This is a genomic window from Rhodococcus sp. PSBB066 (genome assembly GCF_017068255.1).
GTDB lineage: Bacteria > Actinomycetota > Actinomycetes > Mycobacteriales > Mycobacteriaceae > Rhodococcus > Rhodococcus aetherivorans.
The window spans coordinates 1,952,799-1,966,555 of the sequence record NZ_CP070859.1 but is presented as its reverse complement, the minus strand read 5'-3'; the positions used below and the strand labels follow the sequence as shown (position 1 = coordinate 1,966,555).

13 protein-coding genes and 1 pseudogene are annotated in these 13,757 nt (G+C 69.4%); 6 read left to right on the top strand and 8 right to left on the bottom strand.

From position 1 onward, the window contains the following. Window positions 1–3: 3 nt before the first annotated feature. Window positions 4–1,170, bottom strand: a complete 1,167-nt coding sequence (locus JYA75_RS09220; RefSeq protein ID WP_203329907.1) for a site-specific integrase — start codon at window positions 1,168–1,170, stop codon at window positions 4–6. A 331-nt stretch (window positions 1,171–1,501) separates the two neighbouring features. Between JYA75_RS09220 and JYA75_RS28745 the strand changes: the two are divergent. Next, window positions 1,502–1,773, top strand: a pseudogene (locus JYA75_RS28745) (deaminase); the annotation flags it as partial. A gap of 487 nt (window positions 1,774–2,260) precedes the next feature. On the opposite strand, the gene bphC reads toward JYA75_RS28745, so the two are convergent. The 6 genes from bphC to JYA75_RS09185 form a co-directional block, all read right to left on the bottom strand. Next, window positions 2,261–3,172 carry a biphenyl-2,3-diol 1,2-dioxygenase gene (gene bphC, locus JYA75_RS09210; RefSeq protein WP_203329906.1) on the bottom strand — a complete coding sequence of 304 codons (912 nt, stop codon included), beginning with the start codon at window positions 3,170–3,172 and terminating at the stop codon, window positions 2,261–2,263. A gap of 34 nt (window positions 3,173–3,206) precedes the next feature. After that, on the bottom strand, window positions 3,207–4,385 hold the full coding sequence (locus JYA75_RS09205; RefSeq protein ID WP_006935114.1) for an acyl-CoA dehydrogenase family protein: 1,179 nt from the start codon (window positions 4,383–4,385) through the stop codon (window positions 3,207–3,209). A 31-nt stretch (window positions 4,386–4,416) separates the two neighbouring features. Next, window positions 4,417–5,439, bottom strand: a complete 1,023-nt coding sequence (gene dmpG / locus JYA75_RS09200; RefSeq protein ID WP_006935112.1) for a 4-hydroxy-2-oxovalerate aldolase — start codon at window positions 5,437–5,439, stop codon at window positions 4,417–4,419. Window positions 5,440–5,478: 39 nt separating this feature from the next. Continuing rightward, entirely contained in the window at window positions 5,479–6,381 is a 903-nt protein-coding gene (locus tag JYA75_RS09195; RefSeq protein WP_006935110.1) for an acetaldehyde dehydrogenase (acetylating), read from the bottom strand. Between the two features lie 11 nt (window positions 6,382–6,392). Beyond that, window positions 6,393–7,178 carry a 2-keto-4-pentenoate hydratase gene (locus tag JYA75_RS09190; protein WP_006935104.1) on the bottom strand — a complete coding sequence of 262 codons (786 nt, stop codon included), beginning with the start codon at window positions 7,176–7,178 and terminating at the stop codon, window positions 6,393–6,395. Between the two features lie 120 nt (window positions 7,179–7,298). After that, entirely contained in the window at window positions 7,299–8,168 is an 870-nt protein-coding gene (locus tag JYA75_RS09185; protein ID WP_029545938.1) for an alpha/beta fold hydrolase, read from the bottom strand. 246 nt (window positions 8,169–8,414) lie between these two features. Between JYA75_RS09185 and JYA75_RS09180 the strand changes: the two genes are divergently transcribed. From JYA75_RS09180 to JYA75_RS09160, 5 genes are all read left to right on the top strand, one after another. After that, window positions 8,415–8,942, top strand: coding sequence for a flavin reductase family protein (locus JYA75_RS09180; protein WP_029545940.1), 528 nt, complete (start codon window positions 8,415–8,417; stop codon window positions 8,940–8,942). Between the two features lie 81 nt (window positions 8,943–9,023). After that, window positions 9,024–9,533 (top strand): ClbS/DfsB family four-helix bundle protein, encoded by a 510-nt coding sequence (locus tag JYA75_RS09175; RefSeq protein WP_029545942.1) that lies wholly within the window; start codon window positions 9,024–9,026, stop codon window positions 9,531–9,533. Window positions 9,534–9,806: 273 nt separating this feature from the next. Continuing rightward, window positions 9,807–10,247, top strand: coding sequence for a VOC family protein (locus JYA75_RS09170; protein WP_203329905.1), 441 nt, complete (start codon window positions 9,807–9,809; stop codon window positions 10,245–10,247). A 238-nt stretch (window positions 10,248–10,485) separates the two neighbouring features. Further along, window positions 10,486–11,634 carry a DUF6745 domain-containing protein gene (locus tag JYA75_RS09165; protein WP_203330167.1) on the top strand — a complete coding sequence of 383 codons (1,149 nt, stop codon included), beginning with the start codon at window positions 10,486–10,488 and terminating at the stop codon, window positions 11,632–11,634. Between the two features lie 19 nt (window positions 11,635–11,653). Continuing rightward, window positions 11,654–12,106 (top strand): hypothetical protein, encoded by a 453-nt coding sequence (locus JYA75_RS09160; RefSeq protein WP_050035883.1) that lies wholly within the window; start codon window positions 11,654–11,656, stop codon window positions 12,104–12,106. A 417-nt stretch (window positions 12,107–12,523) separates the two neighbouring features. Here JYA75_RS09160 and JYA75_RS09155 read toward each other — a convergent pair whose 3' ends face one another. Continuing rightward, window positions 12,524–13,729: an enhanced intracellular survival protein Eis gene (locus JYA75_RS09155; RefSeq protein WP_006935090.1), complete on the bottom strand. Its 1,206-nt coding sequence runs from the start codon at window positions 13,727–13,729 to the stop codon at window positions 12,524–12,526. Between the last annotated feature and the right edge of the window lie 28 nt (window positions 13,730–13,757).

The window sequence follows — 13,757 nt, the reverse complement described above, 5'->3', positions numbered from 1 at the left end:
GCGCTACAAGCCCAAGTCGATGACAGCGTTGCCCAAGAGGGGGGCGTGTTCGCGGGCGTAGACCTCGAGCATGGCGGGGGTGGTGTGCCCGGTCTGGCGCATGATCGCGTGTGCGGAGGCGCCGTTGCGGAAGGCCTGGGTGACGAACCCGGCGCGCAGCGAGTGCCCACCGAGCTGGGCAACGATCTCGGGGTCGTAGCCCGCCTGTTCGGCGCGGCGGCGGATGGCCTGGTGCACCGCCGCCCCCGACAACGCGGTGGTGGAGAGGTGGCCGTTGCGGCGGATCGCGCGCAGCAACGGCGCACCCGAGGTGGCGCGGGGGCGGGTGCCGCGGCACACGTGCGCCGCGAACGGCTCCGGGTTGCGGAGCAGCCGGATCACGGCGGGCCGGCCGCCGGTGTCGTACGCGGCGACGACCTGCGCCCACCGCATCCACGCGCACGGCGGGCAACTGGTGTGGCTGTGGGTGAACGGCAGGGCCCGGACGACGCCGCGGCCCTCCTGATCGGTCTTGGACTTCCGCAGCCGGATGTGCAGGCCGTCGAGCCGGTGCAGGGCGACGTCGCTGCACGTGAGGGCGACGAGTTCGCTGCGGCGGAACGCCCCGGCGAATCCGAGCAGCAGGATCGCGGTGTCGCGGCGTTCGACCACCTCGTCCGCCCAGCCCTGGCAGTTCGCCCGGGCCTTGTCGACGATCGCCACGATGTCGGCGGTGAGCAGCGGCGCCCGCGGAGCACGGGGCCGGTCCCCGGCGGTGGCGTAGCCGCGGCGGATCCCGGACATCGTCGCTTTCACCAGGTCGTCGACGGTGGGGCTGGGGTGTCCGGTCTGGCGGTGGTGGTGGGCGATCGCGGCGAGGCGGTGCGCCAGGGTGGCCGGGGTGTAGGCCCGCTCCCCCGCCTCGGTGACGGTGTCGGCGCACGCCACGAGGTAGGCGGCGACGGTCACCGGATGCGCCGGCACCGCGGTGTGTCCCTCCGCGGCGCACCAGGTGGTGAAGGCCCGCCACGCGGAGGCGTAGGTGCGGCGGGTGCCGGCGGCCCGCGCCGACGCCACCGACTCCGCGATCCGCGCCGCCGTATCGGGCGCGAGGTCCGGCAGTGCGGGCCCCGGCGGGGTCCCAGGCAGCGCGAGCGGCGCGTCGTCGGCCGGTTTCGTCTCCGTGTCCACGGTCGGGCACGGTACCGGGCGGCGCCGACACCGTCCCGGCGACCGAAAACGTGCTCACCTCGGGGTTCTGGAAGATAGCTGCGTAAATGGGAATTTTCATGCCCCACAATATTCAGCGGTCGAAGCGTCGGACGAGGGCCGCCATCCTCTTCTGCCCCGACAGGATTCCAACACGTTCGGGTGACGGACGGTTCCGTACGAGCGAGTCGCTGTCGTGAGACCGGTCGACACCCACGAAACTCGATGTCGTGGCAGCGGTGAGTCTACCGACGCCAGCAGGTCTACCCCTACGACCGCGACACACCACTCGACCGGGAGCTACGGCATGTGACTGATCCATATTGAACTGTTCGCCACCCTCGACCTCGTTGGACAGGCACCCGCGGCCCCGACGAAGACCCGGAAGGATTCGACTTCGGCGGATGGCAGGCATTCCTTCTCGACGAGGTCACCGGCGAGCAGATCGGGGCCGCCTACGAAGGCACCGACGCCCTGTTGCTCAGCCGCTGGACCTACGACATCTTCGCCGCCTACTGGCCGCACCAGGGCGGCGGCGTGGACAACGCGATCGCCACCCTCTTCAACCGCGCCCCCACGTACGTGCGCACCAGCTCGTCGGGCGCCTGGGCGGCGGTGGCGGACAACACCCGGACAGGTTGCGCCGCAACTGAACCGGCCCACAACCGCGGGCCGCGCCGTCGGCGGCGACCTCGAACATGCGCATCGCCCACCGCTGCGGCAATGCGCGCACCACCCGCCACCCCGCCGCGTAACCGAGATCGACTGCTCGGACCGTCGGATTCATCGCCCACCTCCGGCCGCCGCCGAATCTCGCACGCTGTCCCGCACAGATCCCCACGTGAGTAGACAACACGCTCCTCGACGTGTCCGACCTGCGAGACGCAGAGCCCAGCCTTCGATCCACCCCCTTCAGTGTGCGCTCCGGGGTTCTCTCCTCCACCGGCCATGACCGCCCGCGCCCCGCCTGATCCACGTGCCGGCGGACCACGGAGCACGACTCCCGGGGCGAGAAGCACGTAAGCTGGGCCGGTGATCCCCGGCCGGGCCTTCGTCGTGTTCCCTCTGCGAGCTAGGACTTCGGGCTGAACGCCGCCAACGGCTCGGACTCGGACCAGTCGTGGCCCCAGTAGCTGTCGGCGGTGATCTCCTCGGCCGTGTAATAGGTTTCGTCGACGAGCATCCCCTCGGTGCCGAACTCGAGGTCCCACCCGCCCGGCGCGCGAACGTAGAACGACACCATCTTGTCGTTCGTGTGCCGGCCCAGCGTCGAGGAGATGGAGAAGCCGAGCTTGCGCACACGGTCGAGCGCCTGCCCGACGGCGTCGAGGGTGTCGACCTCCGTCATCAGGTGCACGAGGCCGGGCTCCTCGGTCGGCGGCGCCGGGCACAGGGCCAGGCTGTGGTGGCGCTGGTTCACTCCGAGGAAGCGCACGCGCCGCGCCGGTCCGGGTGCCTGGAGGCGGATCGCGCCACGCGGCAGGAAACCGAGCACCTCGGTGTAGAACGCGTACGCCGCATCGAAATCGGTGGCGGGCAACACGACATGGCCGAGCCCCTGTTCGCCGGTGACCCACCGGCCACCGTGCGGAGTCACCACCGGGCTGTGATCGAGCACCGGACCGAAGAACACCTCGACGCGGGTGCCGATCGGGTCGTCGAACGCGATGACCTGCTCGGCATCGCGGTAGTCGCACTCCTCCTGCGAGAGGACCTCGACGGTGATACCCGCCTTCTCCACGGTCTCCCGGACACGCTGGAGTGCGAACTGATCCCGCACCTCCCAGCCGACCGCGAGCGCCCTGTCCGATTCGCCGGGCAGGACGATCAGGCGTGCGCGCCGCTCGTCCACCCGCAGGTAGAGGCCGTCCGGCTCCGGGCCGGAGCCCACGGCCATGCCGAGTCCGTCGACGACGAGTTCGCGCCAGCGCGCGACGTCGGTGGTCTGGATCCGGAGGTATCCGAGTGCTCGAATGTCCGTCATTTGTCTTCCATCCTGAAAAGGTCGGCGGGGCAGGCTAGATCATCGAGCGGTGGACGCCCTGCGGCTCGCCGCCGAGCTGGGTCAGCGAAGACGCGTGGAAGATCGAGCCGGGGACGTGGATCGCGTGCGACAGGCCGACGTGCGCGTCGCGCCAGAAGCGCTGCATCGGGAACTTCAGGTGCATCGCGCCGCCGCCGGAGCGGGCGAAGATCTCGTCGACGGCGCGCACGGCCCGCCACGCGGCGGCGGTCTGGGTGCGGCGGCCGATCGCGCGCTCCTCGAACGTGACCTCCTGGCCCTTGTCCGTCTTGTCCCAGAAACGGTCGACGGTCTCGAGGATCGCGGCGCGCGACGCGGCGATCTCGGCGGCCGCCTCACCGAGGGCGTAGAGGACGTACGGGTCCTCCTTGATCGGGATGCCGGTGACCGCGACGCGCTCCTTCTGGGCCGCGATGTAGCACGCGAGCGCGCCCTCGGCCATGCCGATGAGCGACGAGGTGATGCCCAGCGGGAAGATGCACGAGAACGGGAACTTGTAGAGGGTTTCGTCCCGGCCCGCGTGACGCCACCCGTTGCCGCCGAGGACGATGTCGGCGTCGAGGGTGCGGTAGGCAGGGATGAAGGCGTCCTCGACGATCAGGTCCTTCGAGCCGGTGCCGCGCAGGCCCACGACGTTCCAGCTGTCCTGGTCGATGTCGTAGTCCGAGCGCGGCAGCAGCACGTGCAGGACCTGCGGCGGGTTCAGCCGGTTGCCGTCCTTGTCGCCCACCGCGGCGCCGATCATGATCCAGCCGCAGTGGTCGGTGCCGGAGGAGAACGACCAGCGGCCGTTGAGGACGTAGCCGCCGTCGACCGGAACCGCGACGCCCATCGGGGCGTACGGGGAGGCCATCCACATGTCGGGATCCTCGCCCCAGATCTCGTCCTGTGCCTTGGGATCGAAGAACGTGAGCTCCCACGGATGCACGCCGACGATGCCGGCGACCCATCCGGTGGCGCCGTCCATCGCGCCGATCGCCATCGCGGTCTCGGCGAACTCCCGCGGGTGGACCTCGAGGCCGCCGTGCTCCTTCGGCTGCAGCATGCGGATGACACCGGCGTCGCGCAGCCGCTTGGCGTTGTTGTCCGTCAGGCGCATGAGCTTGTCGCCCTCGGCGCCCTCGGCGCGGATCTCGTCCGCGTACTGGATGATGTTGTCCAAAACCTGGCCCATGACTGTCAGCTCTCTCTCAAGACCCGGGGGTCTACTTCTGGGCGGCGAGACCGACGGCGATCTCGATCAGCTGGTCTTCCTGGCCACCGACGAGGTTGCGCCGGCCGGCCTCGATGAGGATCTCCGCACCGGAGACCCCGTACCGCTCGGCGTGGGCGGCGGCGTGCTTGAGGAAGCTCGAGTACACACCGGCGTAGCCCATCGTCAGCGACAGCCGGTCGAGGAGGCACTCGCCGTCCATGACCGGCCGGACGACGTCCTCGGCGGCGTCGATGATCTTCAGGGTGTCGATACCCGTTCGGATACCGAGCTTTTCGGCCACGGCGACGAACGCCTCGACCGGGGTGTTGCCCGCACCGGCGCCGAACCGGCGGGTGGACCCGTCGATCTGCAGGGCCCCGGCCCGCACGGCGAGCACCGAATTGGCCACGCCGAGGCCCATGTTCTCGTGGCCGTGGAATCCGACCTGGGCGTCGTCGCCCAGCTCGGCGACCAGAGCCGCGACCCGGTCCGAGACCCCCTCGAGGACGAGGGCGCCGGCCGAGTCGACGACGTACACGCACTGGCAGCCGGCGTCGGCCATGATGCGGGCCTGCTTCGCGAGCACCTCGGGCGGCTGACTGTGCGACATCATCAGGAATCCGACGGTCTCGAGGCCGAGTTCCCGGGCGAGACCGAAGTGCTGGGCGGAGATGTCGGCCTCGGTGCAGTGCGTGGCGATCCGGCAGATCGCGGCACCGTTGTCGGCGGCCTCCCGGATGTCCGAGCGCACCCCGAGCCCCGGGAGCATCAGGAACGCGATCTTCGCCTGCCTCGCCGTCTCGACGGCGGCCTTGATGAGCTCCTGCTCCGGGGTGCGGCTGAAGCCGTAGTTGAACGACGAGCCGCCGAGGCCGTCGCCGTGGGTGACCTCGATGACGGGCACGCCGGCATCGTCGAGCGCACCGACGATGGAGCGCACGTCCTCGACGGTGAACTGGTGACGCTTGGCGTGGGAGCCGTCACGCAACGAGGAGTCCGTGATCCGGATGTCGAGATCTGCGCTGTAGGGCATCGACTGTGTTCCTTCGAAAGTACGGTCTGCGGTGGGGGTCTACACGCGGGCGGCGAGCAGCTTGGCCGCGAAGCTCTCGCCCACCTTGGTGGCGGCCGCGGTCATGATGTCGAGATTGCCCGAGTACGGCGGCAGGAAGTCGCCGGCGCCCTCGACCTCGAGGAAGATCGCGACCCGGGCGCGCCCGCCGCTCATCGGGGTGGGATCGTCGAACTGCGGCTCGGCACGCAGCCGGTAACCGGGAACGTAGCCCTGCACGGTCGCGGCCACGTCGTGGATCGACGCGGCGATCGCGTCCCGGTCGGCATCCTCGGGGATCGAGCAGAACACGGTGTCGCGCATGAGCATCGGCGGTTCGGCGGGGTTGAGAACGATGATGGCCTTGCCCGTTCGGGCACCGCCGATCGTCTCGATGCCGCGGCTGGTGGTGATGGTGAACTCGTCGATGTTGGCGCGGGTTCCGGGACCGGCCGACGGCGAAGCGACGCTCGCGACGATCTCGGCGTACTCCACCTCGGTGACGCGGGAGACGGCGTGCACCATCGGGATCGTGGCCTGGCCGCCGCAGGTGATGAGGTTAACGTTCGGTGCGTCCTCGTGCTCCCCCATGTTCACGGCGGGCACGACGGCGGGTCCGAGGGCGGCCGGGGTGAGGTCGACGACCTGGATGCCGAGCTCGGCGTAGCGGGGCGCATTCACCCGGTGCACGTAGGCCGAGGTGGCCTCGAAGATCACGTCGGGGCGCTCGTCCTGGGCGAGCAGCCAGTCCACGCCCTCGTGGCTCGCGACCAGACCCTCGGCGGCCGCCCGGGTGAGCCCCTCGCTGGCGGGGTCGACGCCGATCATCCAGCGCGGCTCGATGACGTCCGAGCGCAGCAGTTTGTACATCAGGTCGGTGCCGATGTTGCCGGGCCCGACGATCGCGGCGGTAGCCTTGGTCACTGGTCTGTTCCTCACTTGAATTCGACTGAGACAGAGCCGATATCACTGAACTCGGCCCGGAAGGTGTCGCCCGGCCGGGCGTCGATCGCGCGGGTGCACGAGCCGGGCAGGATCACGTGCCCGGCCTCGAGCCGCACCCCGAAGCCGGCAACCTTGCGGGCCAGCCACGCCACGGCACGGGTCGGGTCGCCGAGCACGGCGGCCGCCGCACCGCGCGCGATCTCCTCGTCGCCCTGGTACAGCACCGCGGCGATACCGCCGATGTCGACCCGGTCCGGCGCGATGCGGCCGGCACCGAGGATCACGCCCGCCGAGGAGGCGTTGTCGGCGATCGTGTCGGCGAGGCCGATGCGCCAGTCCTCGATCCGGGAGTCGATGAGTTCGATGCTGGGAACGATGTATTCGGTGGCCCGGAGCACGTCCTCCTCGGTGCAGTCCGCGCCGGGCAGCGTCTCGCCGAGGACGTAGCCGATCTCGACCTCGATGCGCGGGTAGCAGAACTGCGCGGTGTCGATCGGCTCGTCCTCGGAGTACACCATGGTCGAGAGCAGGTGCCCGTAGTCGGGTTCGTCGACGCCCATCATCTTCTGCATGACCTCGGACGAGAGCCCGACCTTGTGGCCGTACACCGTGGCGCCGGCCTCGAGCCGCCGGCGGATGTTGATCAGCTGGATCTCGTACGAGTCCACCACGTCGATCTCGGGGAACGTCTCCGTCAGCGGACCGATCGGGGCGCGGTCACGCTCGGCGGCCCACAAGAGATCGGCGGCGGCGATTCGCTGCGAACCGTCGAGCATCGTGCACTCCTGGAACTGGTGAAGGATCCGCGCTTCTTCTCCGCGCCGATCGACTGACTCGAAAGGTGACATATGCGCAGGTGGGAGGGCAAAAGCTCTCCCGCTCAGCGGGACCGTGGGCTAGGTCCGCCGCTCGTCGCGCAGCAGGAAGGCGAGGACGGCCGAGAGCCACGCGTCGCGGGCCTCGATCATCGTCCAGTGCCCGCACTTCGGGAAGGTGTGCAGCTCGCTGTTCGGGATGTCGCGCATGGGCAGCATCGCCATGTCGACGGGGCTGACCCGGTCGTCGCGGCCCCACGTCAGCAGGGTGGGGGCCTTGATCTTGTGCAGCTGCGCCCAGTACGGGGTCGCGTTCGACGCCGCGGCGGCCGCGGCGCCGGCCGCGAACGCCTGCGAGCTGTACATCCGGCGGGCGATCTCGAGCGTCTTCGGCTCGGTCGCCAGCGCCCAGCGCTCCTCGATCAGCTGTTCGGTGACGACGGCCGGGTCGTAGACCATGGAGTGGAGCCAGCGGACGAGCCCCTCGCGCGTGGGATTGTCGGTGAATTCCATCAGCAGCTTGATGCCCTCGCCCGGCCCCGGCGCGAAGACGTTCTTTCCCATGCCGCCGATGGTGACGAGTCTGCGCACCCGGTGCGGCTCGTCGATGGCGACCTTGGTGGCGACGATCCCGCCCATGGAGTTGCCGATCATGTCCACGGCCCCGAGGCCGAGGCCGTCGAGGAAGGTGCCGACGGCGCCCTGGGCCATCACCATGGGGTGGCCGTCGCCGGGATCGCTCACGCCGAAGCCGGGGAACTCGAGCACCAGGCAGCGGAAGTGCCGCGCGAAGTCGGCGAGGACGCCGCGGTAGTTGCGCCAACCGGTCACCCCCGGGCCGGAGCCGTGCAGCAGGAGCAGCGGCGGGCCGTCGCCGGCCTCGTGGTAGCGCAGCACACCCTGGTCGGTGGAGAGTTCCTTCAAGGTCCCCTCGTAGCTCACATCCGTCATCGTCGTCCCTGTTCGTCGCCGTGGTGCCGGGCGCACCGCCCATACGAACCGCAGGCTGCCAGCCGTGGCCCGCAGCGGCCATACACCATCCCGTTCAGCGAGATCGCCCGGCCCGCCGAGGCGGCGCGCGCGGCCGCTTCCGCTCAGCGGGACCCCGATGGGGGGCACGCCGGGCCTGCCCTAGCGTCGGTCGCATCGACCACGGCGTATGCACGCCGATCCGTCCCCACAACCGGAGGTGGACTCATGCCCCTCGAGACGACGACACTCGCACGATCGACCGTCGCTGCGCCCGATCCGGAGGAGATGCGCCGGGTGATGGGACAGTTCGCCACCGGGGTCACCGTGGTGACGGGACTGGACGACGCGGGCCCGGTGGGGTTCGCGTGCCAGTCGTTCGCCTCGGTGTCCCTGGAGCCGCCGCTGATCCTCATCTGCGCCGATCACCGGGGCCGCGCGTGGCCGCGCATCCGGGCCGCGGGGCGCTTCTGCGTCAACGTGCTCCGCGAGGACCAGTCCGACCTGTGCGCGCGGTTCGGCTCGAGCCGGGGCCGCAGGTACGAGGAACTCGACTGGGAGGTCTCCCGGTGGGGGACGCCGACACTGCCGGACGTGCTGATGCGCGTGCACGCCGAGGTGCACGAGGTGCACGTCGCCGGCGATCACGACGTGATCATCGGCCGGGTGCTCGAGCTGGACACCGTGTGCGAGGAGCGGCCGATGCTGTTCTTCCGGGGCCGGTTCGGGATCGACCACCCGGCGCCGGTGGTCTGACCGGGGCCGTCGCCAGGCACAGGAACCACCGTCGCCGATACCGTGCATGCCGACACCACCGCCCGCCACACGGAGACACGCATGCCGGTACCGCACACCGAGGACGAGTTGCTGCGCGCCCTCACCGAGACGTACGGCGCGCTCACGCGCGCGCTGCAACGTGTGCCAGTCGAACGGGCCCGGGAGGCGTCGCTGCCCGGGCACCGCACCGGAACCCGGATGAGCCCGGCCGATCTGGTGGCGTACCTGATCGGATGGAACGAACTGGTCGTTTCGTGGCACGACGACCGCGCTCGCGGCATCGAACCGCAACTCCCGGCACCGGGATTCACCTGGAACCAACTCGGCTCGCCGGCGCAGAAGTTCTACCGCGATCATGCCGACGTACCGTGGCCGCAGCTGCTGCAGCGGCTCGATGCCGCCCACGACCGCATCGTTGCCCTGGTGCGTGGGCTCGACAACGGCGAACTCTACGGCGCGCCCTGGTATCGCACGTACACCGCGGGACGGATGATCCAGCTCAACACCTCCTCCCCGTACACCAACGCCCGACGCCGCCTCCGCACCTGGCTACGCGCCGACGGCCTGTGAGCCGCCCGCCGTCGACGGCCGGGTGATCCACTCCTCGCCAATCTCCTCGGTGACGTCGCGGACGGCCCGGTCGCTCGCGTGTCACTTCTCAGGTTTCGTAGCACCCGGGACAACACTGGATGCGTGCCCATGACCAGCGAGGTCCGGTACGTGCAGGACGGCAGCGACCTTCGACACCACGGGTCGCCCGCAGCTCTGCGGCAAGAACATGTCGAGATCCCAGACCCGCCTCCGTCCCAGCATCGGCACAACGACAATCGGAGGATCGATCCCATGGCGCACGTGAAACGTTTCGACCACATCGGCATCACCGTCGCGGACCTCGACTCGGTGACAGCGTTCTTCGTCGGACTGGGTCTCGAAGTGGAGGGCACCGGATCCGTGGAGGGCGAGTTTGTGGAGACCGTCTGCGGCATCCCCGGAGCGCACTGTGAGATCGCCATGCTGCGGCCGCCCGACGGAGGGACCCGACTCGAGCTCGCAACCTTCGTCAAGCCCGACCACGTGCCCGGATCACCCTTGGCGATGGCCAACGAGCTCGGGCTGCGCAACGTGTCCTTCGAGGTCGGCGACCTCCAAGCGGCCGTCGATGCGGTGGCTGCGGACGGATACGGGCTCATCGGCGGCATCGGCGAGTACGAGAACAGCGTGCGGATGGCCTACGTGCGTGGACCCGAAGGCATCATCGTGTCCCTCTTCGAGCAGATCGGCTGACGCGCGCGCCGTTGCCCATGTGTCGATCCGTTGCCCTGGACGCGGCGGTAGCTCCGAGAATGCCCTTCTGCAGCAGTCCCGTACGACGATCGATGACGGTCACGATCGGCCGATGAAGTAGGCGCCGTTCTTCGTCCACGTCCGAATGCCTGGGCGGGACAATTGCTTGCGCCCAGAGCCTTCCCGTGCCATCCTCGATAACCATGACTACAGGAAAGGCGGCCACCGCCACCATCCGGTGAGCGCCGTGCCGATCTCATCAGCGGTTCCACACCGCACCCTGTCCACCAGAATCACCGATCCTCACGCGATTGCCGCCGCGGTGTCCGTCCGGCGCGACCATTGGCTCGCGCAAGGACTGTGTACGAGACCTTCCGACCGGCCCTCCGCGGAATCCGCCGTCGCAGGACTCTACCGACGAGCGGGGTTGGAGGAACCGGAGTTCGTCTGGGTACCCTCTCCCCCAGCGGCACTGCAGTTGATTGCCGACGAAGGCTTATCGGTCCCCCCGCTGCGCTTCGGAAAGCCTGCACACCCTTCGGCAGGGATCGCCGCACTCTGGTCCGCGTCCCGTGACCGGATGGACGCGCGCATACTTCGGCGGCACCGGCCGGACCCGCTCGTTCGTGCGGCCGTGTGGGATTCGTTGCGGACCTCTCTGTACGTCGGTGTCGCGACGGCGATACGCACACTGTGGCCGCGCCCGACTCCCGGCGTCACCTGGTACGGGCAACAGGAGGCACATAGGGTCGCGTACTACGACACGGTCCGACGCTTCGGCCTCGCGAGCTTCGAGTCGCGCAACGACGACCTTCTCGATCTTCAGGCCGCACTGGTCCGCGCCACCGGGTGGTGGTGGGCGTTCGACGGAGTCTGCGTCATGGCCGAACGGCCCACCGCCGTGCACACCGAACCCACACCCGAGGGCGTCCACAACGAACGCCGCTTACACCACCCCGATCGTCCGGCGCTCGAATTCTCGGACGGCAGCCATGTTTTCGTGCAACATGGCACCGTCGTTCCCGATTGGGTCGTCCTCGATCCCACCGTCGAGCGGATCAACGACGAGCGCAATGTCGAGGTCCGCCGATGCGCTGTCGAGCGAATCGGCTGGGACAGGTACATCGACATGGCTGCGCTCGCACTCGTGGACCATGCAGACGATCCGGGAAACCCGGGATGCACGCTCGGACTGTATGCATCACCGACCGGTTGGGGTCGCCCCGGCCGGATCCTGCTCGTCGTCAACGGTTCCGTCGAACGCGACGGGCAACGGCGCCGGTACGGCCTTCACGTCCCCGAATGGGTTCCGTCCGCTCTGGACGCCGCGGGCTGGACCTATGGCATCAGCGGTACCGACTATGCACAACTCGTTCGCCGAACCTGAACCCCACCAAGGTGATCCCATGCATTCCGAACTCACACTGTCCGACCTCACGGCCCTCAGCGGGCTGGACGTCCTCGACCACCTGGACCGGGAGGTCACCGTCCCGGTGACCGGTGGTCTCCAGGCCCAAGGTGATCTGATCGTCATCCCCTACCCGGTGGTCGGTGCCGCCGTCGAACGCACACCGTGGGCGCGCTCCATCCGGGTGCCACGGTCGGGAGTGGAGTTGCTGCGGAGCGCCGCCGGCGGCAACCCGCATTCCCTCGTCGCCGACGAGGGCACCTGCACGTGGACGACGCCCGTCCGGGACACCATGGGTCTCGCTCTGGGCATCGTCGAGACCACCGGGACGGCGTATCTTCTTCACCCCGAGCACGGGGCGACGGGTATCGCTCCGGGCTGCTACGTGATCCGTCGACAACGAGAGCACGGCGCAGGACGCTACGGGTCGGCGCGACTGGTCGCCGATTGACCTGAACACGTCGTCGAATCGACGTCGCCGAGCTGACGCGTCGCCGGTCCGCGCAGTCCGGAGGTGTGGCGGGCTCGCGGCGGTAACCTCGGTGATCGTGCTGGTGTGGCTGACCATGGCATCGACAGCCACCGTCGACGTCATCGGCTCCAGGCTCGGCACGCCCCGGGCGGCACTGTGGGTGCTGGTGGTGTGGACGGTGCGCTGCCGCCGGCACCGACCGGCGGCGGGATCGAGCTGCAGGCACGCCTACACCCGGGTCAGCAGGTCGTGCCCCCGGCCGAGCCCTGACCCCTAACTCGGGTGTCTGAGCGGCGCCCTCCCGGCCCGCCGACTGCTGAAGGTCACAACTCGAGAAATCCGACCAGATCACGAGAGCCCCGCACTGTGCCGATAAGACACAGGTCAGCGCTCGATTCAGAAGTGCCAGCCCAACATTGCGGGGCGGGCGACGTCGAATGCGCGGTCCAGGTCGTCGATGTCACCGGCGCTGCGCGCCTCCACCCGGCCGGCGGCAGCAAATGTGCGGGCCCTGTGCGCGCCGAGATACAACGCGGATAGCGCGTCCAGATCCAGCGTGATCACCGGCGCCGAGTCGGTGCGGACACACCGGGCCCGGCCGTTGCGTACCGTCAACGCGAAAGTGCCCCCGGCGCTGCGGAACGGATCTCGGACCGTCAGCACGGTGTCCAGATCGGCGGCATAGTCGCGGGCGGTCAACGCGGCCGGCACGTCCATGATCCGCAGCCACAACTCGTCCACCCGGGAGGTGGTGCGCGGCAGGCGGTAGTCGGTCAGCAGCAGGCGCAGCGGATCGTCGGGATGCTGGACGGTTTCGATGCGGTGGGTCAGGTCCAGTCCGCACAGGGTGCGCCACAGCGCGGCGTGAGCGTCGTCGGTGATCGCGACCAACTCCTCGACCACCGCGACCGGCTCGGCGTCGGATCCCTTGCGGCGGAAGGTCGCGTACCCGTCGGGATGAACCAGGAAGAACAGCGCCGAGGCGCCGTCGCGGCGCTCTTCGGGATCGGCAAAGGTGTAGTCCCACTCGGCTTTCGGACGTGCCTGCGCTCCCGGCGTGCGCAACCGCCACCGGTCGTAGAGTTCCGGCAACTGGTTGGCCGCCGTCACAGCGTCGGCAAGGACCACCCCGCCGGGATCGGGGGCGTCCTCGCGGAATCGAGCGAAGCGCCGATCGACGGTGACCTCGGTGGCGACGGTGGCCGGACCGTATCCGAAGCGCCCGTAGATGCCGGCGTCGCTGGCGGTCAAGGCGGCCAGCGGTGCCCCGGTCGCCTCCATCCGGCGGTGCAGTTCGGTGAACATCGACCGCAGCACGCCGCGGCGACGGTGCGTGGGAGCGACCGAAACCCAGCTGACACCACATGCCGGGACCTGGTGCCCGCCGGGCACGGTGAGCTCCATGTCCAGATACAGCGCCTGACCGATCGGCGCCCCCCGCTCGGTCGCCACCACGATGTTCTCCGTGCGGAACATCGGACGAAGCAGCGTCCGATCGGCATCGATGGGGTGATACCCGAACGCCACCGAGTCGAGCAGCTCCAGGGCCGGCCAGTCGTCGTCGGTGGCGGTACGGATGGTGAGGGCGTCGTGCACGGTCATGTCCGAGAGACTGACACAACCGGCTCCC